The sequence below is a fragment of the Streptomyces sp. NBC_00989 genome (genome assembly GCF_045162655.1).
GTDB lineage: Bacteria > Actinomycetota > Actinomycetes > Streptomycetales > Streptomycetaceae > Streptomyces.
The window spans coordinates 7829022-7848080 of record NZ_CP108728.1; the positions used below are offsets into that span (position 1 = coordinate 7829022).

Below are 19059 nucleotides of genomic sequence, written 5' to 3' on the forward strand. Positions count from 1 at the left end.
AGGCCCGCATGCGCACCGCCCGCTTCACCCTGGACCCTGCCTTCACAGTCGGCGAAGTCAACCCCCGCCTCTTCGGCTCGTTCGTAGAACACCTCGGCCGCTGCGTGTACACCGGCATCTTCGAACCGACCCACCCCACCGCGGACGAACAGGGCATCCGCCAGGACGTCCTGGACCTGGTCCGCGAACTCGGCGTCACCACCATCCGCTACCCCGGCGGCAACTTCGTCTCCGGCTACAAGTGGGAGGACTCGGTGGGCCCCGCCGAGACCCGCCCCCGTCGGCTGGACCTCGCCTGGCGTTCGACAGAAACGAACCGCTTCGGGCTCTCCGAGTACATCGCGTTCCTGAAGAAGCTCGGCCCGCAGGCGGAACCGATGATGGCGATCAACCTCGGCACCCGGGGCGTAGCCGAGGCCCTGGAACTCCAGGAGTACGCCAACCACCCCGCCGGCACGACCCTCTCCGAGCAGCGGATCGCGCACGGCGACAAGGACCCCTTCGGCATCAACGTCTGGTGTCTCGGCAACGAGATGGACGGCCCCTGGCAGACGGGCCACAAGACCGCCGAGGAGTACGGCAGGATCGCCGCCGAGACGGCCCGCGCGATGCGCCAGATCGACGCCGGTGTCGAACTCGTCGCCTGCGGCTCCTCCTCCCAGGCCATGCCGACCTTCGCCGAGTGGGAGTCGACGGTCCTCCAGGAGACGTACGACCTGGTCGACTACATCTCGCTGCACGCCTACTACCAGCCGACCGACGGCGACCTCGACTCCTTCATCGCCTCGGCCGTCGACATGGAGTCCTTCATCGAGAACGTGGTCGCGACCGCCGACCACGTGGGCGCCCGCCTCAAGTCGAAGAAGAAGATCAACCTCTCCTTCGACGAGTGGAACGTCTGGTACACGTCGGACTGGGAGGAGCAGACGAAGAACGCGGACCCGGCCGAGTGGCCGGAGGCGCCGCGTCTGCTGGAGGACAACTACAGCGTCATGGACGCGGTGGTCTTCGGCTCGCTCATGATCGCCCTGCTTCGGCACGCCGACCGCGTCACCGTCGCCTGCCTCGCCCAGCTCGTCAACGTCATCGCGCCGATCATGACCGAGCCGGGCGGCCCGGCCTGGCGGCAGACGACGTTCTTCCCGTTCGCGCAGGCCTCGAAGTACGGCCGCGGCCAGGTCCTCGACGTCCGCGTCGACTCCCCGAAGCACGAGACGCGGAAGTACGGCGAGGCCGACCTGCTGCACGCCACCGCGGTGCGCGGCGAGGACGGCTCGGTCACGGTGTTCGCCGTCAACCGCAGCCGCACCGAGTCGCTCCCGCTCGAAGTCGGCCTGAACGGCCTCGACCTGACGTCGGTCGTCGAGCACAGCGCCCTCGCGGACGCCGACCCGGATGCCCGCAACACACTGGACGCCCCGGAGCGGGTGGCCCCGCACATGGTCGAGGGCACCACACTCCAGGACGGCACTCTGACCGCCGTACTGGAGCCGCTGTCCTGGAACATGATCAGGATCAGCTGAACCGAAGCAGATCCCCGAACCGGAGCAGAACTAGCGGCCGGGGGAGGCCACCGGCGACACCGGCACTCCTCCGGCCGCACTCCCCAACAGCGTCAGCCGTACGTCCTTCGGGCCCGCCGGTGTGGTGCCGTCGGACAGGACCGCCAGGGCGAGTGTGTTGGTGCCACGTGTGCGGAGGATCCCGTTCGGCAGGGCGAAGGTGTGCTGCGGGCCCACGTCGTTGATGTACTGGCCCATGTTCCAGCCGTTGAGGAAGATCTGGACGCGGTAGGCGCGCGCCGGGTCGTCGTCGAGGACGAGGCCGATCGAGGCGTCGATGCCGCTGTCCACGGCGAGCTTGAAACTGGTCCGGTACCAGGCCACGCCCTGCCGCTTGTCGGCGCGGGGGAGCGTGACGGCCTCCCAGCCGGCGTCCGCGTACCCCGGCAGATGCCAGCCCTCCCGCTCGCCGTACAGCCCGCCGTTGTTCTGCGGCCCGCGCACGGGATCGGGTGAGGCCTCCCCCTGGAGTCGCCAACTCACCTTCGGGGAGGCGCCCTTGAAGGTCGCCGCCGTCAGGCCGCGGGCCACCTTGTGGGTGTCGAGGGCCTTGCCGTCCTGGTCGTGCTGCATCCGTCGCACCAGCACGGACAGGACATGCGGACCGGCCGCGCGCAGTCTCGCGGGCTTCTCCGGGACGGCGAGGGTCGCCTTCGCCGCCCAACTGCCCTGCCGGACACTGCTGTTGGTCGGCACCGGCATCCGGTGCGTGCCGAGCGGCTCCCCGTCGAGCCAGGCCATCAGCAGCCCCTGGGTGCCGGTGCTGTAGGCGAGGGTCACCGACTCCAGGGCGTCGGCCGTACCGGTCGTGAAGCGGCCCCGGTACCAGACGTCGCCGTAGTGGAAGCCGTAGTCGTCCGCGAAGAGCAGTGGCTGCCCGGAGGGGATGGCCGTCGTGCTGAACGTCGAAGTCCTGTTCGCCGCGGTCCACTTGGAGTCGTCGAAGGCGACCGCGGCCTCCTGGTTCTCCACCTTCCGCCGCCAGCCGCCGAGTGCGGGCAGCGGTACCGCGGGCACCCCCGGCAGCAGCGCGTCCGGGTTCGAGCGCAGGCTGCCCGCGTTGGTGACGGTCGAGGGCACCGCCCGCCCGTTCCAGGTGACGTCGGTGATGCCGCGCGGGCCCCACACCTCCAGGCCGGTCTCGCCGATGGTGTCGCCGGTGAGGTGGGCGGTCGTACCGCTGAGCGCGGCCTCGCGCAGCAGTGCCGGGCCGTAGACCAGCGCGGTGCCCGAACCGGTCTCGTACGGCCACAGGCGTACGGAGGTGGCCTCGTCGGCGAAGAGCAGCACGAGGGGGTTGTCGACGCCGCCGGCCTGGACGAGGACCCGGGTCAGGCCGCCGATGCCGAGCGGGACGGTGACGTGCAGGAGACCGCGGTCCCACACCCACGCGGCCTGCTCGTCGAGCCGGGTCACCACCGGCTCCTCCGGGCACTCGACCACGATGTGGGCCATCTCGCCGCGCTTCCCGGCGAACACGGCGATGTCCTGCCGGCCGGCGGTGAGGAACATCATCGGCGTGATCGTCGAGTACCTCAACTTGCGGCCGCCGAGCGCGAGTTGGGTGACGAGGAGGCGGGCGTCCTGGGCCGGGACGGTGACCTCGATGTCGTCGGTCGCGGTCGGCAGCGTCGAAGTGACCGCCTCCGTACCGTCGTTGCGCAGGACGTAGACATGGGAGCCGGTGTCGGCGTTGGTGAGGTGGTAGACCTTCAGGCCGTCCGCCTCGACGTCCGCCGCCCGGTCCAGCTTGGCGAAGTCGGGCACGGTCCGCAGCAGATGGCCGAGTTGGTGCATCGGCACGAGCTTCGCGGTCGGGTTGCGGCCCTCGTCGAAGGCCGCGCCGTAGTCGTACGACGTGTAGACGACCGGCGCGGGCAGCCAGCCCCACGAGGTGCCGCCGAAGGTCATGTAGACGTTGTGCAGGGTGAGTCCGTTGGCGAGGTTGGTGAGGTAGAAGCGCCGCTCGTACGCCGCGTCACGCGTCCGGCGCGACTCCGCGTACCCCTTGCCGTCGAACCAGGACCCGCCCCACGGATCGAACCAGCCCCCGCCGAACTCCGGCACGAAACCAGGGGTCTTGGGGCTCGCGGTGGCCCCGCCCTTCGCCCCGCCGATCCCGAAGTGACCCCAGTCCGGCGCCGGTTGGGACGGCGTCGGATATCCGTCGAAGCCGTACAGCCAACCACCCTTGTCGGCACCGGTGTCGAACGAACCGGGGGTCCAATAACCGTTGCGGCCCTTGTCGTTGTGGAACAGGGGGACGTCGATGCCGTCGGCGCGCACCTTCTTGTACAGGTGGGACATGTAGTCGCGGCCGGACGGCTCGGTGACGTGGGCGTCGTACTCGTTCTCGATCTGGTAGAGCAGGACCGTGCCCGCGCCCTGGGTGAACAGGTGCTTGGAGACGATGGAGTTGACCTGGGTCAGCCACTCGTCGACGTGCGAGAGGTAGGTCGGGTCGGAGGTGCGGGCCGTGCCCTTGGTGGCGGTCAGCCAGCCGGGGAAGCCGCCCGCGTCGATCTCGGCGTTGATGTACGGGCCCGGGCGCAGGATGACGTAGAGGCCGGTCTCGGCGGCCATGCGCAGGAACAGGTCGAGGTCGCGGATGCCCGTGAAGTCGTAGCTGCCCTGGGCGGGGGAGTGGTAGTTCCAGGAGACGTAGATGCTGACGGCGTTGTAGCCGAAGGCGCGCATCTTCTGGAGGACGTCCAGCCACAGGGACGGGCTGGGCAGCCGGAAGGGGTGCATCTCGCCCGACCACAGGACCAGGCGCTTGCCGTCGACGATCAGGGAGTAGCGGTCGTACCCGATCGTGTGGGACTGCCCGTCCGCGGCCGGCGGCGCGGGAGGCGCGCCGGTCGGTACGACATGCACGGCGTACGCGTCACCGCTGCCGCCGCTGCCACCCCCCAGCGCGAATCCGAGCGCGGCCGTGCCCGCGAGGGTGCTGAAGGTACGCCTGCTCAGCTCCACTGGAAGCTCCTCCCGGGTCCGGACCATCGGCGGCACGTGCGAAGCCATTTTCCGTGGTGATCCCAGGAGGCCGTCGTGCGGGGCCATTCTCTACGCCAGAACGGCCCACAATGGACGCATGAGGATCTCGGCACGGGCGGATTACGCGGTACGGGCGGTACTGGAGCTCGCCGTACGGGGTGACGACGGCCCCCTGAAGGACGGTCCGGTGAAGGCCGAGACCATCGCCGGCGCGCAGGACATCCCGCACAAATTCCTGGAGGGAATTCTCGGCGACCTCCGGCGCGCCGGGATCGTCGACAGCCGGCGCGGCGGGGGCGGCGGCTACCGGCTGGCCCGCGCGGCCACCGCGATCACCGTCGCGGACGTCATACGCGCGGTGGACGGCCCGATCGTCTCGGTCCGCGGCGAACGCCCCACCGGCCTCGCCTACACCGGCACCGCCGAACCCCTCCTCCCCCTCTGGATCGCCCTGCGCGCCAACGTCCGCAAGATCCTGGAGGGCGTCACCCTCGCGGACATCGCGGCGGACGCGCTGCCGGAACAGGTACGGGCACTGGCGGCGGAGCCGGCGGCCTGGGAGAACCCGTAGCCCCGTGGTCCTGTCGTCGTAGGGCGGTGAGGAGAATGGCCGCGATGACGATGATGATGACAACTCGACGCGCGTACGCGGCTGTTGCCGCTGCCTGCGTGATCCTTGCGGGCTGCTCGTCCCCGGAGGCGATCAGCCACGCCGGCCCCGGGGATCCGCTCACCCGGACCTTCGAGGAGGGGAAGCGTCCCGCCGTGGCGGATCTGACGGGGACCTCGTTGGACGGGGACGCGATCCGGCTGTCGGACTACCGGGGGAAGGTCGTCCTGATCAATGCCTGGGCGTCCTGGTGCGGGCCCTGCCGGGCGGAGGCGCCCCAGCTGAAGCTGATCCAGGAGACGTGGGGCGACCGTGGACTGCGCGTCCTGGGGCTCGACAACGACAACAGCCGCGCCGCCGGTCTCACCTTCCAGAGGAGCTTCCACCTGGCCTACCCGTCCCTGCACGATCCCTCGGGGAAGCAGGCGCTGCGGCTGCCGCGCGGGCTGGTGAACACGCAGGTGATGCCGTTCACGATCGTCGTCGACCGAGCCGGGAAGGTGGCGGCGACCCGGATGGGAGCGGTGACGCGGACGCAGCTCGCGAAGGTCGTGGAACCGCTGCTGCTCGCGTAGGGAGTCCGCCCTTGTGAGCCGTCCTCAGCCGCGTCTCAGGCTCTGTTCAGATTGGCCGCCTAGCGTCGCCTCCCATGCGCACGCTGATACTGCTCGCCCTCGCGGGCCTCGGGGCCCAGCTCGTGGACGGCAGCCTCGGTATGGCCTACGGGGTCACGTCCACGACGTTGCTGCTGGCCATGGGCACGAACCCGGCCGCCGCCTCCGCCACGGTCCACCTGTCCGAGATCGGTACGACGCTGATGTCCGGCGCCTCGCACTGGCGGTTCGGGAACGTCGACTGGAGGGTTGTCGTGCGGATCGGCGTCCCGGGCGCGGTCGGGTCGTTCCTCGGGGCCACCGTCCTGTCGAAGCTCTCCACCGACGTCGCCGAGCCGGTGATGTCGCTGATCCTGTTCGGGCTCGGCGTGTACGTCATGTCGCGGTTCACCTTCAAGGGGCTGCCGAAGGGGCAGCTCGGCAAGCCGTTGCGGAAGCGGTTCCTGGCGCCGCTCGGGCTGGTCGCCGGGTTCCTGGACGCGACCGGCGGGGGTGGCTGGGGGCCCGTCGGTACGCCCGCCCTGCTGGCCAGCGGGCGGATGGAACCGCGCAAGGTGATCGGGTCGATCGACACGAGCGAGTTCCTGGTGGCGGTGGCCGCGAGCCTCGGTTTCCTCGTCTCGCTCGGGTCCCAGGGGCTGAAGTGGACCTGGGTGACCGCCTTCCTGCTCGGCGGAGTCGTGGCCGCGCCGGTCGCCGCCTGGCTGGTGCGGCTGGTGCCGCCGCGGGTACTGGGCTCCGCGGTCGGCGGGATCATCGTCGTGACCAACGTCCGTACGCTGCTGAGGAGTGACTGGATCGGTGCGTCGAGTGCGCTGAGTACTCCGGTCTACGGCGTCCTGTACGTGCTGTGGGCTGCCGCCCTGGCGTACTCGGTCCGTGCCCATCGCCGGGAGAGGGCGCTGGAGGCGCGGACCGAGTCCGAGTCCGCCGAAGGACGGCAGCCGCTCGGGGTGTGATCGGCGATCCCCGATCAGTGCGTGCTGGTCATCAACCTCCCGGTCAACTCGTGCTCACGCCCACGGTCAGGGTCGCCGTGTAGCCGTCGGACACGGCGGAGCCGAGCGCGGTCAGCGTGAGCAGACCGGACGCGGCGCCTCCGTCGTCGTAGATCGTGTCGTCGCCGAGGGAGGTCTCGGCGGTGGTGTTGTCCGAGTACGGGGAGGTGGCCTGCACTTCCTCGTTGAGGTCGGCGTCGAAGAAGAGCTGGCCGGTGTGGACGACCGAGCCGCCGGTGTACGTGCCGTCGGCGAGCGTCACGTCCGTGTGCACCCGCATGTGGACGTGGACGGCGCGGGAGACGTAGTGCCCCGGCCAGATGGAGATGAGGTTCGCCTCGCCGTTGGCGTCGGTGAGGACACCGCCGCGCAGGAACGTGCCGTCGTCGTCCTCGGTGTGGCCGTTCTTGCCGACGAACCCCGAGTACTCGCCGAGCGCGTCGCAGTGCCAGAGCTCGACGAGGGCGTCGGCGAGCGGCGCGCAGTCGTTGTCCTGGTCGACGACGGTGAAGGTGTACTGGACCTCGACGCCTTCCTTCTCCTCCCTGATGTCCTCGCGGATCAGGGCGCCGTCGAGCGAGTACGGCCCCTCGGTGACCTCGGCGGTGAGGGTGCAGACGCTGCTCGTGGCCGACGCGGACGCGTCGGCCGTCACGGTGGTCGTCGAGGCGTCGGTGGTGGTCGTGGGGGTGTCGGCCGAGGCGAGGCCGGCCGCCGCGAGGCCGCCCGCCAGAGCCACGGTGCCGCCGCCGATCAGAACGCGTCGGCGCTGGACGCCCTTGTCCCGGCGGTGCCGGGCGGGCTGTTGGTCGAGTTGCTGGTCGTTCTCGTTGTTTCCCGTCATGGCAAGGAAGCTAGGGCGGTATCTGAAGGATTCCTTAATGTGCCGCTGTGAAGGACCTGGGGACGGAACGGTCAACGGCCGCTTATTTCAACAGAGTTCACACACTGTGGAGAGAATGTGAAAGACGCGTCTGTGAATGGCCTGAGTTCGCGCTGACCGCTTCCTGTGCGGCTTCCTACGATGCGAGCGCGCCGTCGGTCTTCACAGGAACTTCATTGTTTCTTCAAAGACTTGGGGCGCAGCCACCCCCCAACCCCAAGGAGAAACCATGCCTGGTGGGCTCCTCCTGAGTGGCGCCGTCGCCGCTCTCCTCACCACCGCGCTGCCCGCGCAGCACCCGTCCTCGCCCGTGTTCGACAATCCGCCCCCGGACAAGATCGTCATCAACGTCGCCACGGTGAACGGCTCGGGCTGCCCGCAGGGCACGACGGCGGTCGCCGTCTCCGAGGACAACACCGCGTTCACGGTGACCTACAGCGCGTACCTCGCCCAGGTCGGCGGCAACTCCGACCCCACGGCGTTCCGCAAGAACTGCCAGCTCAACCTGGTCGTCCACGTACCGCAGGGCTTCACGTACGCCATCGCCAGCGCCGACTACCGGGGCTTCGCCTCGCTCCAGCGCGGCGCGAGCGGTGCGCAGAAGGCCTCGTACTACTTCCAGGGCTCGTCGAACACTTCGAGCAAGAACCACCCGCTCAACGGTCCCTACGACGACAACTGGCAGGCGAACGACACCACGGACGTGGCCCAACTGGTCTGGGCGCCCTGTGGAGTTCAGCGCAACTTCAACATCAACACGGAGCTGCGGGTCAGTGCCGGTTCGTCGGCGCCCGGCGCGGTCAGCTTCATGACGATGGACTCGACGGACGGCGACATCAGCACGGTGTACCACATGGCGTGGGAGCACTGCCCGAGCTCCTGACGTGCGGTGCTGTGAGGTGACATGAGGAAGGGGTGGCCCGTCTCGCACCGCGGGCCACCCCTTCTTTTCGTGGGGGGATCTCAGAGCCGTGTCAGCTCTGGCTGACGCCCAGCGTCAGGGTGCCCGTGTAACCGGACGAGGTCGAACTGCCCAGCGCCGTAAGGGTCATGAGCCCGGACGCGGCGCCTCCGTCGTCGTAGATGGAGTCCTGGGCGAGGGTGGTGCGGGTGACCGTGTTCGTCGAGTACGGCGAGACGGTGGCGACGGCCGTGGTGATGGTCTCGGCGATGAAGAGCTGGCCCGTGTGGAGTTCGCTGCCGCCGGTGAACGAGCCGTCCGAGGTGAGCGTGACGCCGGTGTGCACCTTCACGTGGATGTGCACGCAGCGCCCGCGGTACCAACCCGGGTAGATCGTCGTGATGTTGGCGAGTCCGCTGGAGTTGGTGAGGACACCGCCGCGCAGGAAGGTGCCGTCGTCCGGCTCGCTGTGGCCGTTGTTGCCGACGTAGCCGGAGTACTCGCCCAGCGCGTCGCAGTGCCAGATCTCCACGAGCGCGTTGGGGATCACGGCGCAGGTGCTGTCGTTCACGACGGTGAGGGCGAGTTTGAGCGGGATGCCGGCCTTGCCTTCGGTGACGTCGGCGCGGACCAGGGCGCCGTCGAGGTAGTAGGGGCCTTCGGTCATCTCCTTGGTGAGGGTGCAGACTGCCGCCGCCGCCGCGGGAGTCGCGTCCGCCGCGGTGGTGGTCGTGGGGGACTGGGGAGCGGCGGCGCCCACGGCCAGTACGGCGGCCGTGGTGCCGGTGGCGATCAGGACGGTACGGCGTCCGACCGGGGTGGGGGTGGCTCCGTGTTTGTCTGTCATGGACACGGCACCGTAGGAGCGGAATCTGTCGCCAGGCTGTGCGAACCGTAAAGTGACGGTCCGTCAAGTCATTTGCGAGACAGGTGGGTTACGAGGTCGGTGGCTACGGCTACGGCCGCTGCCGGTCGGGATGGGGGCGAGGACCCGGCCCACCACTACCGCGCCCGGAAGGCGGCTCGGCCCGTCGGTGCTCGGTAATTCGGATACGTGGTTCCGCCCGGCGGGAGAAGATCACCCGGTGAGCTCCTTCGACCCCCAACGCGCGGAACCCGGCAGGTACCCGCGACTTGAGGCCGCCCTCGCCACGGTCAACCGTGACTTCGCGGCAACCCTGCCCGACGAGCCGCCCCTCAGGCTGATGGTCTGGGAGGAAGAGGTCCACGTCGCCGTGTCCGACGGCTCCTGGCACCACAACGGTCTCCAGGAACCGGACGACGACGCCCCCGACGACCTCGCCCTCGCCCTCGTCGCGGACGCGGCCCAGGAGACGGTGGCCGACCGGCTCCGGCTGGCGTGGCCGGTCTGTCCGTTCCACAAGCTCGGTACGCATCTTCGCCCCGAGGGGACGGCGGTCGACTGGGAGGGGTGGAACGACGGCGACAGCGGGCGTCTGGTGTGGTGGTGCCGGGGTGGCACGGCCGGCGGCGATTGCCATGACCTCGCGCCGGTGGGGGAACTCGCCGGTGCCCTGCCCGGCAAGCAGCGGCGGGAAATCCGGCGCAGGGAGCGCAAGCGGGGCCGGGACTGACACGGCCGTAGCGCTGCTCTGCGTCGGGCTCGCTGCCCTACGTCGGGCTGCGGATCCCCAGCGCCGCCAGGCACAGGGCGATCGCCGTCTCCACGCACTCGGCCGGGGTGCGCCCCGGCGGCGGGTCGAGGATCGCCCCGTGGACCTGGGCCTCGGCCGCCTGGACCAGGAGCAGGGCGGTCAGGGTCGGGTCGGGGGCGCCCAAGTCGAGGCGGCGCAGGTGGTGTTCGACCTCCGTGGCCATCTCGGTCTGGAACGCGCGGAGTTGGGCCGCGGCTTCGGCGGGGCGCGGGGCCTGGTCGTAGAGGAGCCGGTGCAAGTGCGGGTCCGTGTCGTGGAGTTGGGCCAGAGTCGAGTACAGGGTGCGGATCGTCTCCTCGGGCGGGGGTGCCGCCGCGCGCAGGTCCGCCATCGCCGACGTCATCGCGGCGGCCAGCGCCTGCACATGCCGCTCGCCCAGCGCGTACAGCAGCGCGTCCTTGTTCGGGAAGTACTGGTAGAGCGAGCCGATGGACACCCCGGCGCGGTCCGCGATCTTGTTCGTGGTCGCGCCGGTGTAGCCGAGGGACTCGAAAAGCTGAGCAGCCGCCTCCAGGATCGCGTCGTACGTCTCCTGGGACCGCTGCTGACGTGGGCGTTTGCGGGGTGTGGACATGGCCGGGCACGGGGTCCAATGCGAGTTGTCAGAAACTGAGGATTACTCGCATTGTAGAAGACATGTTCACCTTCCCCGTAGAGCCCGACGACCTTCTGGACGAGCGCACCCGCCAGTTCGTGGCGCTCGGGATCCCGCGCCCGGTCGTCGACCGCGCCCGGGCCCGGATCACCGACATGTGGGGGACGGGGGCGGGGAGTTGGGTCCCGGTGTGGTCGGCCGAGGCCGAGCGGGCCCACGCCTCCGGCGACCCGCTGCTCGCCTCCCTGTGCTGGGGCGCGGCCCGCTTCCCGTGCCTGGCGACCGACGACCGCAGGGCCGCACAGGAACGGCAGCTCGCCGCGTACCTCGAAGCCGCGCCCCGCTTCCCCGTCCGGTTCCAGCGCGCGGTACTGGACGTGCCCGAACCCGTCCCCGTGCACTTCTTCCAACGACGGCGGGCTGCCCGGCCCGGAGTGGTCGTCCTCTCCGGCGGCGTCGACACCTGGAAAATGGACCTGCACCGCCTGGCCGTCGCCACCGCCCGCGCCACCGGCCTCCTCGTCGCCGCCGTGGACATGCCCGGCACCGGCGAGTCCACGGTCCCGCTCTCACCCGACGCGGACCGCGTCCTCGTCGGCCTCGTCGCCCAACTCCGGCGCGCCTACGGCCAACCGGTCGGGTTCTACGGCATCAGCTTCGGCGCGCACTGGGCGGCCAAGCTGGCACTCGCCGGCCATGTCGACGCGGCGGTCGACCTCGGCGGCCCGACCGGTCTGACCGACGAACCCGTCGACCTGCTCAACCTCCCGCACGGCATGTCCGGCATCGTCGGCAACGCCCTCCACCTGGACGAGATGCCGGACCAGTCCGCGATCGCCGACCTGCTCGCCAGCTTCTCCCTGCGCGAGCAGGGGCTCCTCGACAAGGCCGGGCCCGAGAGCTCGCCGCTGCTGGTGATCAACGGAGCCGACGACGTCTACGTCCCGCTCGGCGACATCGTCGGGTTGGCCGGGCGGCCGGAAACGACGGTGTGGGTGATCAAGGACGCCGGCCACTGCGCCCCCGAACGGTCGTCCCAGGTCAACCTCGCCCTGTGGGGCTGGCTGGCCGCACGCCTGGCCCCGGGCCGCCCGCTGCCACGCCTGGCCGAGGCCGCGGCACGGCAGCCGCTACGGCCGTTCCTCGCAGGGGGGTTCGCGGGTTCTGCGGGTTCCGCGGGTCGGTACGCCTAGGGGGCGAGCCGGCGTTCCGCCGAGACGGAGTACGCGTGGCGGCGGAAGGCCAGCATCTTGTCGTCGGAGGCTTCCACGCCCGGGGCGAGACGCGTCGGGTCGAACACCTGCTGCTGCCAGTGGTCCTCGCGCGGCGAGCGGGCCGTCACGTGCAGGTGGCCGGCCGGGATCAGCGGGCGCTGTTCCGGCCACGCCTGTGAGGGGTCGTGGGTCGGGTCGTTCGGCTCCGCGAGCTGGTACACCACGGTGAAGGTGACGGGGCCGGTCTCGAGGCGGGAGTCGAGGTCGCCGATGAGGAAGTCCGGGGCGAGGGTCTCGGCGTACGCGGGATCGATCTCGACCTCGCCCAGTTGGGGCACGAGACGGTAGCGGAAGGGGCGGCGTACGCCCGACTCGTCGACCAGGACGAAGGCGTGCAGCCCGTCGTAGCGGGTGGTGGCGAAACTGGCGGGCGCCTGCTGCCCGGCGAACGACTTCAACGCGCCCCGGCTTTCCGGGTGTTGGGCGAGGACGGTGGCGAACTTCCCGGCCGCGGCGAGCTTTCCCTTGGCCCGGTCGGCGAACCCGCCCTCCGTGCCCGCCATACCCAGCGCCTCGACGAGGTCGATGAACCCCTCGGGATTGTGACTCGGGAACACCCGAAAATTCGCGGCCACCAGATCCATGACGGCCTTCGCGTCATCGCTACCGCCGTCGCCGTCAAGGAACTTGACCGCCATCCCGCGCACGCCCCGCGCCCGGTCGTCGGCGGCGAAGTCGCCGGACCCGTTCGAGAACCGGATCACTGCGTTGGCTTCGGCGGTGAGACAGGTGGCCGTCGTCCACTTCGCGACCTGCCCGGTGGGCACGAACCGCGCGTCGTACACGGCACCACGGGCGTGCAGGCGGCGATCGTGCGGGCGTGGACGCGCGGCGGCCTCGATCCGGTCGACGGCCTGGACCGCGGTCATCCCGTCTTCGGTGACCGCGGAGTCCTGGGGTTCCTGCGGTGACTGTGCCATGGCGGCATCATCGCATTCGCGGATCACAGGGTGGCGATGAACGTGGTCCAGGTGGTGGGGGTGAGGGCGAGTTGGGCGCCCTGGGTGTTCTTGGAGTCGCGGATGTGGATGGTGGAGGGACACGTGGCGATCTCTACGCAGTCGCCCGAACTGCTGCTGCTGTAGCTGGACTTGTGCCAGGCGAGGGCGATCTCGACGCAGTTGTCACCGGAGCCGCTGCTGTAGCTGCTCTTGAACCAGGCGAGTTCGGGCGTACTCATAGGTCTCCTCGCATCCGTTGCAACAGGCTCATTGAGTCTTCGTGGGTGAGGGCCTGTGAACGCATCCTGGCATACCTGATCTGGAGCACGCTGATTGCTTTCGGGTCGGAGATGTACAGCCCGCTCTCCTGACCCTCGCTGTATCCGAACCACTTGTGCTTCGGAGTCTCCAACAAGGCGATGGGACCGTGCAGTCCGGCATGTGATTTCTGGACGAGCGGCAAGATCTGGATCTCGACGTTCCGCAACTGGCCGATCTCCAGAAGGTGGTCGATGGCTCCGCGGGTGATCTCGATCCCGCCGGTGCGGCGCAGGAACACCTGCTCCTCGATGATGAAGCTGAAGATGGTGTTCGGCCGCTCCCGCAACAGCCGCTGACGTTCCTCTCGCGCAGTCCAGTTGGCCTCGATCTGCTTGTCGGTCAGCGGCGGCAGTTCGTCGGCGAACAGCTGACGTGCGTACGCCTCCGTCTGCAACAGCCCCGGGATCATCCGGCATTCGTAGTTGAAGAGCGTGACCGCCGTCTTCTCCTGCCGGGCCCATCGCTGAAACCAGGTCGCCAGTCCCGGCTTCCGCTCCACGAATCCCGCAGCTTTCCGCACCGCGCCGGTGTTGCCGAGTACCGGCTCCGCAGCCTCGATGAAGTCCTCGTCCGCCATGCGCCGCCCCAACTCCACCGATGCCACGGTGTGTTTGGAGTACCCGATCCTCCTCCCGAACTCCTCCCGGCTCAGCCCGTAGAACTCGCGCAGACCTTGCACCATTGCGCCGAACGTCCGCAGACTGTCCGAACTCTCGGGCTCGCCGCCATCGGCCATGGGCACCCACCTCCGGCGCCCCATGATCACGGAACGTAATGTGTACTGTCCAGTCCGTGACCGCGTACGCTCCCGCAGCGTACGCAGCGATGTGCTGGTGAACTGGCCCCCCCCGAACGCCACATTGGGCCCATGACCACCCAACCCCCCGTCACCGTACGCACGTTCGCCCAGCGCCTCAGCCCCACTCCCCGAGGCGCCCGCCTGGCCCGTCACCTCGCCCTGCATCAGCTTCACGCCTGGGGCATCCCGCACGGCAGTGACGCCTCCGACACCGTCGCCGCGGTCGTCGCCGAACTCGCCGCCAACGCCGTCACCCACGGCCGCGTACCCGGGCGGGACTTCGAACTCCGGCTCTCCCTCGTCACGGGGAGTGTCCGCGTCGAGGTCACCGACACCCGTACCGGACCGCGTCCGCCCGCACCCGGAGCCGTAGAACAGCCGGACCCGCTCGACGAGAACGGGCGGGGGTTCGTGCTCGTCGAGGCGCTCGCGGATCGGTGGGAGGTGGTGGAGCGGGTGCCGCCGCCGGGCAGGACGGTAAGGGTGGAAATCGACCTGCCTAGGTGGTTGGCGCTGGTCAGGGGACTGGATCGGGCTTCGGGCCCGGCTTCAGGTTCGGCTCAGGTTGGTGCGGGAGGTTGGCCCGTATGCACGGACACCGCCCCCGCACCCCCGAAGCCGACCGCAGCCGCCGCTGGTTCATGAACAAGGCGCTGCTCGCCGGCGGAGTCGCCGCTGTCGCGACCATGACCGGCTGCTCGTCGGACGCCTCCGGCACGGCCACCGCGTCCTCGTCCTCCGGCGCCCCGAACGGCGCCCCCTCGGGCGGCCCCGGCGGTGGCATGCCCACCGGCGCGATGCCTTCCGGCGGGCCCGGGGGAGGGGGCAACGGGATGGGTCCCGGGCAGAGCGAGGTCAAGTACGCCGACTTCAAGGGCGTGACCACCGACGGCAAGATCACCGACGGGCTCTACTCGATCCACTCCACCGACGTGTCGACGGACGGGATCGTCAAGGCCGCGCAGGCCTTCCTCGACGGGCTCAGCGCCAAGGAACGCAAGTCCTGCACGTTCGACGTCGACAACGACGAGTGGCTGGCCTGGAGCAACGTCGACGGGTACCAGCGCAAGGGTGTCCGGATGGGCGACATCACCGCGAAGAAGCGGGACTTGGGCTACGCGCTGCTCGGTGCCGCCCTGTCCGCCGACGGGCTCACCCAGACCCGCAACATCATGAAGCTCAACGCCTTCCTCGGCGACTACAGCGGCGGCAACCGGGACACCCTCACCGAGGGCGCGTACTTCTTCACGTTCATGGGCACGCCGTCCACCACCAAGCCGTGGGGCTTCCAGTACGAGGGCCACCACGTGGCGATCAACTTCTTCGTGCTCGGCGACCAGGTCGTGATGACCCCGACCTTCATGGGGTCCGAGCCGACCTCCGCCACCTACAAGGGCGAGAAGATCACCCTGTTCAAGCCCGAGACCAAGGCCGGTCTCACCCTCCTGCGCTCCCTCACCGCCGCCCAGCGGGCCAAGGTGATCTCCAGCACCAAGAAGTCCGGCGACGACATGAAGGCCGGGGCCGGGCAGGACAACGCCAAGCTCGCCTATCAGGGGCTCGTCGCCAAGGGCTTCACCAGCGCCCAGAAGCAGAACCTGCTCGACCTCGTCCGCGTCTACGTCGGCAACATGAACGACGGCCACGCCGAGGTGAAGATGTCGGAGGTCGAGGACCACCTCGACGCGACCTACTTCTACTGGATGGGCGAGACCAAGGACTCCTCGGCCTTCTACTACCGCGTGCACAGCCCGGTCGTCCTCATCGAGTACGACGCCCAGTCGCCGCTGGCCTACGGCACGAAGGGTGGAATGGGGGGTCCCAATGGAACGCCGACCCAGCAGCACATCCACACCATCATCCGGACCCCCAACGGGGGCGACTACGGCGTGGACCTGCTCAAGCTGCACTTGGACAACGACCACTGACATATGCCCAGTTGGCCCTTATGGGCTAAGAAGTCGTCTTCGATTGCTCATCTCCCTGATCTGGCTGATATGAAACCCCTTGGCCGAAAAAGCAAGATCAGGGGTGGATGTGGGGAAACGATTCGACTCCGGGACGCGGACCGGAGTACGGACCGGGGTGGTGATCGTCGGGGCGGGCCCGGCGGGGCTGGTCCTGGGAAACCTGCTGCTGGACCGTGGCATCGACTGCGTGATCCTGGAACGGCGCGGACGCGAGGCGGTGGAAGGGCGGGCCAGAGCGGGATTCCTGGCCGCCCACTCCGTCCGCGTCCTCACCCGACACGGGCTCGCGGACGGGTTGTCGGCCCGGGGCCACACCCACCAAACCTGCCTCTTCCGCAGCGAGAAGGGTGAATTCACCCTCGACTACGGCGAGTTGGGGCGCGGCGAGGTCCACACGGTCTACCCGCAGCAGGAGTTGGTACGGGACCTGCTCGCCGAGTACCTCCGACGCGGCGGCGGGATCCGCTTCGACACGGAGGCCGAGGAGATCTCCGAGGACGGCCGGGTACGGACGTCCGACGGCACGGACGTAGTCGGGCGCTACGTCGCCGGGTGCGACGGACACCGGGGAGTCGCCCGCGCGACCATGACCGCGCACGGGACGCGTACCGCCCGCTGGGACCACGGCGTGAGCTGGCTGGCGGTCCTGGCCGAGGCCCCGCCGAGCATGGAAGCCGTCGGATACGCCCTGCACGAACGGGGATTCGCCGGTCACATGGCCCGCACGGCGACCGTCACCCGTTACTACCTCCAGTGCCCGCGCGGAACGGATTCCGCCGACTGGAACGAGGACCGCATCTGGACCGAGCTGGCGACTCGGTTCCGTGTCGACGAGTTCGGCCAGCTCAAGGACGGTCCGGTCCTGGAGAAGGCGGTCGTCGACCTGCGCTCCGACGTCCTCGACACTCCCGGCACCGGCCGCCTCTGGCTCGCGGGCGACGCGGCCGGCCTCATCAGTCCCTCGGCCGCGAAGGGTGCCAACCTCGCCGTACTCCAGGCCGAACGCCTCGCCCAGGCACTCACGTTGGCGCTCAAGCGTGCCGACGAGAGCGACCTCGACCGCTACGCCGCCGACTGCCTGCCGCGCGTCTGGCGGGCCCACGAGTTCTCGCACTGGATGAGCGGCCTGCTGCACGGACCGTCCGCCGAGGACACCGTCGACGCCCACGCCCGCTACGGCCGCGCGCTCCAGTACGCCCGCCTGGACAGCCTGCGCACGTCCCGCGCGCACCAGGACCTCTTCGCCGAGAACTACACGGGCATCTGAACCCACCTCTTTCTCCCGCCTCCCGTCCCCACGATCCACCGGGAACCCCTTCATGAACCTCCCCGTCGTACAGGCACGCCTCGCCGCAGCCGACGTAGCACGCATCCAGTGCGCGGCGGCCTACGTCGACACCCACGACACGGACCAGGTCCTGGCCGAACTCCTCCCGGCCCTCACCCCCGCCGAACGGGCGGACGTGTCCCGCCACTTGGTCTTCGACCACACCGCGGTCCTGGTCTTCCCGGACTCCCTCGACGGCCTCTGCGAGGAACTCCGCCGCCTCGGCCTCGAACCGGGCCCCGTCACCCCCAGCGTGGTCGTCCGCGGCCGCCTGACCCGCCGCTACGGCCCGGAACTCGCCGACATCCCGGTGGGCATCGTGCACGTGGCGGTAGGGGGACGCAGCGTGGAGATCTTCGCGCTGCCGGTCCCCCCGGACTCGGCGCTGGAGGCCGTAGCCGCCGACGAACGCGAGGCGGAACACGAGTCCCACCACGCCTTCGCGGTCACGGCCCCCGGCCCGGTGGTCCCCGCGGGCCTACGACTCCTCCTCCAGGAGCGCGGCGGCGCGGTCCCCGACGGCGGCGGCTACAACGGCCACGAGAACGTCACCGTCCTCTACCACCGCACCACCACCCACCGCCGCTTCGAACTCCGCCTCCCCGGCCGCCACAACCCCCTCCCCGACCCGACGACCACTCTGCTCACCGTCATGACCGGAGCCTGGGCAACCCAAGCGGTGGCCACCATGGCCGAGTTGAACATCGCGGACCACCTGGCAGACCACCCCGGCATGTCGGCGGAGCGGCTGGCAACCCTCACGTCGACGCACCCGGACGCGCTACGCCGTCTGCTCCGTTACCTGACGACGCTGGGCCTGCTGACGGCATCGGACGACACGTACCACCTCACGGCGGCAGGCCAACCCCTGCGCACGGCAACGGAGTTCTCCCTGAACCCGCTGGCGCGTCTGTACGCGGGCCCGTTCTACGACTCCTTCGCGGGCCTGACCCACTCCGTACGCACCGGCAAGGAAGCCTTCGCCCACCGCTACGGCCAACATCACTTCCCGTACTTCGCCCAACACCCGGAATTCGGCGGCCTGTTCCACCGGTCGATGGCGGCGAGCGCGGAGATGTTCACCCCGGTTCCCACGCTGATCGACTTCTCGAAGGCGCGGCGAGTGGTGGACGTGGGCGGCGGAAACGGTGCGCTGCTCGGCCGGTTGCTCCGGACCCACACCCACCTGGAGGGAGTCCTGTTCGAACGCCCGGAAACCCTGGAAGCAGCCCGCAAGGAACTGACGGAGCGCTGCACCTTCGTACCAGGCGACTTCACGGAGTCCGTACCGGAGGGCGGAGACGTCTACCTCCTCTCCCGAGTCCTCCACGACTGGGACGACGACCGCTGCCTCACGATCCTCAACAGGTGCGCGGACGCGATGCGCCCAGGCGCCCAACTCCTTGTGGTTGAGCGCCTGTTGCCCACTCCGACGGCGGTGGCGTGGGACGTCCACATGCTGTGCAACGTAGGCGGCCAGGAACGCGACGAGGACCACTACCGACGTCTGCTGGAGAAGGCAGGCTTCGAGGTACAGGGATGCAACGCGTTGCCATTGGGGGCATCACTGATCAACGCCGTGCGCTATTAG

General features: G+C 69.6%; 17 protein-coding genes and 1 pseudogene. 11 read left to right on the forward strand and 7 right to left on the reverse strand.

The genetic code is table 11. From position 1 onward, the window contains the following. Positions 1–8: 8 nt before the first annotated feature. Positions 9–1523: an alpha-N-arabinofuranosidase gene (locus tag OG714_RS34980; protein WP_406127059.1), complete on the forward strand. Its 1515-nt coding sequence runs from the start codon at positions 9–11 to the stop codon at positions 1521–1523. A 30-nt stretch (positions 1524–1553) separates the two neighbouring features. Here OG714_RS34980 and OG714_RS34985 read toward each other — a convergent pair whose 3' ends face one another. Continuing rightward, complete coding sequence (locus OG714_RS34985; protein ID WP_406127061.1) at positions 1554–4538, reverse strand: glycoside hydrolase family 35 protein; 2985 nt, start codon at positions 4536–4538, stop codon at positions 1554–1556. Positions 4539–4656: 118 nt separating this feature from the next. On the opposite strand from OG714_RS34985, the gene OG714_RS34990 reads away from it, so the two are divergent. From OG714_RS34990 to OG714_RS35000, 3 genes are all read left to right on the forward strand, one after another. Further along, entirely contained in the window at positions 4657–5130 is a 474-nt protein-coding gene (locus OG714_RS34990; protein WP_406127063.1) for an RrF2 family transcriptional regulator, read from the forward strand. A gap of 44 nt (positions 5131–5174) precedes the next feature. Further along, entirely contained in the window at positions 5175–5744 is a 570-nt protein-coding gene (locus OG714_RS34995) for a TlpA family protein disulfide reductase (RefSeq protein WP_406127064.1), read from the forward strand. A 74-nt stretch (positions 5745–5818) separates the two neighbouring features. Further along, positions 5819–6742 carry a sulfite exporter TauE/SafE family protein gene (locus tag OG714_RS35000; protein WP_406127066.1) on the forward strand — a complete coding sequence of 308 codons (924 nt, stop codon included), beginning with the start codon at positions 5819–5821 and terminating at the stop codon, positions 6740–6742. 43 nt (positions 6743–6785) lie between these two features. Here OG714_RS35000 and OG714_RS35005 read toward each other — a convergent pair whose 3' ends face one another. Next, positions 6786–7625 carry an intradiol ring-cleavage dioxygenase gene (locus OG714_RS35005; protein WP_406127067.1) on the reverse strand — a complete coding sequence of 280 codons (840 nt, stop codon included), beginning with the start codon at positions 7623–7625 and terminating at the stop codon, positions 6786–6788. A 268-nt stretch (positions 7626–7893) separates the two neighbouring features. Between OG714_RS35005 and OG714_RS35010 the strand changes: the two genes are divergently transcribed. After that, positions 7894–8547, forward strand: a complete 654-nt coding sequence (locus tag OG714_RS35010) for a DUF4360 domain-containing protein (RefSeq protein ID WP_406127068.1) — start codon at positions 7894–7896, stop codon at positions 8545–8547. 91 nt (positions 8548–8638) lie between these two features. Here the strand turns inward: OG714_RS35010 and OG714_RS35015 are convergent, their stop codons facing one another. Beyond that, the gene (locus OG714_RS35015; protein WP_406127069.1) at positions 8639–9412 is read right to left on the reverse strand and encodes an intradiol ring-cleavage dioxygenase; all 774 of its coding nucleotides are present in this window, start codon (positions 9410–9412) and stop codon (positions 8639–8641) included. Positions 9413–9650: 238 nt separating this feature from the next. Between OG714_RS35015 and OG714_RS35020 the strand changes: the two genes are divergently transcribed. Further along, positions 9651–10160: a hypothetical protein gene (locus OG714_RS35020; RefSeq protein WP_406127071.1), complete on the forward strand. Its 510-nt coding sequence runs from the start codon at positions 9651–9653 to the stop codon at positions 10158–10160. A gap of 37 nt (positions 10161–10197) precedes the next feature. On the opposite strand, the gene OG714_RS35025 is transcribed toward OG714_RS35020, so the two are convergent. Continuing rightward, a complete protein-coding gene (locus tag OG714_RS35025) occupies positions 10198–10815 on the reverse strand; it encodes a TetR/AcrR family transcriptional regulator (RefSeq protein WP_406127073.1) in 618 nt (205 codons plus the stop codon). 62 nt (positions 10816–10877) lie between these two features. On the opposite strand from OG714_RS35025, the gene OG714_RS35030 reads away from it, so the two are divergent. After that, complete coding sequence (locus tag OG714_RS35030; RefSeq protein ID WP_406127074.1) at positions 10878–12029, forward strand: alpha/beta fold hydrolase; 1152 nt, start codon at positions 10878–10880, stop codon at positions 12027–12029. Here OG714_RS35030 and OG714_RS35035 read toward each other — a convergent pair. The 3 genes from OG714_RS35035 to OG714_RS35045 are packed head-to-tail and all read right to left on the reverse strand — an operon-like array spanning position 12026 to position 14108. Then, a complete protein-coding gene (locus OG714_RS35035) occupies positions 12026–13030 on the reverse strand; it encodes a catalase (protein WP_406127076.1) in 1005 nt (334 codons plus the stop codon). The genes OG714_RS35030 and OG714_RS35035 overlap by 4 nt on opposite strands. Before the next feature lie 23 nt (positions 13031–13053). Further along, positions 13054–13290 (reverse strand): DUF397 domain-containing protein, encoded by a 237-nt coding sequence (locus OG714_RS35040; protein ID WP_406127077.1) that lies wholly within the window; start codon positions 13288–13290, stop codon positions 13054–13056. Next, positions 13287–14108 carry a Scr1 family TA system antitoxin-like transcriptional regulator gene (locus OG714_RS35045; RefSeq protein ID WP_406127078.1) on the reverse strand — a complete coding sequence of 274 codons (822 nt, stop codon included), beginning with the start codon at positions 14106–14108 and terminating at the stop codon, positions 13287–13289. The genes OG714_RS35040 and OG714_RS35045 overlap by 4 nt, the downstream gene beginning before the upstream one ends. A 132-nt stretch (positions 14109–14240) precedes the next feature. Here OG714_RS35045 and OG714_RS35050 point away from each other — a divergent pair. The 4 genes and pseudogenes from OG714_RS35050 to OG714_RS35065 form a co-directional block, all read left to right on the forward strand. Continuing rightward, positions 14241–14693, forward strand: a pseudogene (locus OG714_RS35050) (ATP-binding protein); the annotation flags it as partial. A 65-nt stretch (positions 14694–14758) separates the two neighbouring features. Beyond that, positions 14759–16099, forward strand: coding sequence for a DUF3500 domain-containing protein (locus OG714_RS35055; RefSeq protein WP_406127079.1), 1341 nt, complete (start codon positions 14759–14761; stop codon positions 16097–16099). Positions 16100–16208: 109 nt separating this feature from the next. Next, the gene (locus OG714_RS35060; protein WP_406127080.1) at positions 16209–17408 is read left to right on the forward strand and encodes a 4-hydroxybenzoate 3-monooxygenase; all 1200 of its coding nucleotides are present in this window, start codon (positions 16209–16211) and stop codon (positions 17406–17408) included. 52 nt (positions 17409–17460) lie between these two features. Beyond that, positions 17461–19059: a methyltransferase gene (locus OG714_RS35065; protein WP_406127082.1), complete on the forward strand. Its 1599-nt coding sequence runs from the start codon at positions 17461–17463 to the stop codon at positions 19057–19059.

Excerpts from the sequence above, each read along its gene's own strand:
- OG714_RS35065 (WP_406127082.1), top strand. The coding sequence starts at position 17,461 with ATGAACCTCCCCGTCGTACAGGCACGCCTCGCCGCAGCCGACGTAGCA.
- OG714_RS35040 (WP_406127077.1), bottom strand. The coding sequence starts at position 13,290 with ATGAGTACGCCCGAACTCGCCTGGTTCAAGAGCAGCTACAGCAGCGGC.
- OG714_RS34990 (WP_406127063.1), top strand. The coding sequence starts at position 4,657 with ATGAGGATCTCGGCACGGGCGGATTACGCGGTACGGGCGGTACTGGAG.
- OG714_RS35035 (WP_406127076.1), bottom strand. The coding sequence starts at position 13,030 with ATGGCACAGTCACCGCAGGAACCCCAGGACTCCGCGGTCACCGAAGAC.
- OG714_RS35015 (WP_406127069.1), bottom strand. The coding sequence starts at position 9,412 with ATGACAGACAAACACGGAGCCACCCCCACCCCGGTCGGACGCCGTACC.
- OG714_RS35000 (WP_406127066.1), top strand. The coding sequence starts at position 5,819 with ATGCGCACGCTGATACTGCTCGCCCTCGCGGGCCTCGGGGCCCAGCTC.
- OG714_RS35010 (WP_406127068.1), top strand. The coding sequence starts at position 7,894 with ATGCCTGGTGGGCTCCTCCTGAGTGGCGCCGTCGCCGCTCTCCTCACC.
- OG714_RS34980 (WP_406127059.1), top strand. The coding sequence starts at position 9 with ATGCGCACCGCCCGCTTCACCCTGGACCCTGCCTTCACAGTCGGCGAA.
- OG714_RS35030 (WP_406127074.1), top strand. The coding sequence starts at position 10,878 with ATGTTCACCTTCCCCGTAGAGCCCGACGACCTTCTGGACGAGCGCACC.
- OG714_RS35055 (WP_406127079.1), top strand. The coding sequence starts at position 14,759 with ATGCACGGACACCGCCCCCGCACCCCCGAAGCCGACCGCAGCCGCCGC.
- OG714_RS35005 (WP_406127067.1), bottom strand. The coding sequence starts at position 7,625 with ATGACGGGAAACAACGAGAACGACCAGCAACTCGACCAACAGCCCGCC.
- OG714_RS35045 (WP_406127078.1), bottom strand. The coding sequence starts at position 14,108 with ATGGCCGATGGCGGCGAGCCCGAGAGTTCGGACAGTCTGCGGACGTTC.
- OG714_RS35025 (WP_406127073.1), bottom strand. The coding sequence starts at position 10,815 with ATGTCCACACCCCGCAAACGCCCACGTCAGCAGCGGTCCCAGGAGACG.
- OG714_RS34995 (WP_406127064.1), top strand. The coding sequence starts at position 5,175 with ATGACGATGATGATGACAACTCGACGCGCGTACGCGGCTGTTGCCGCT.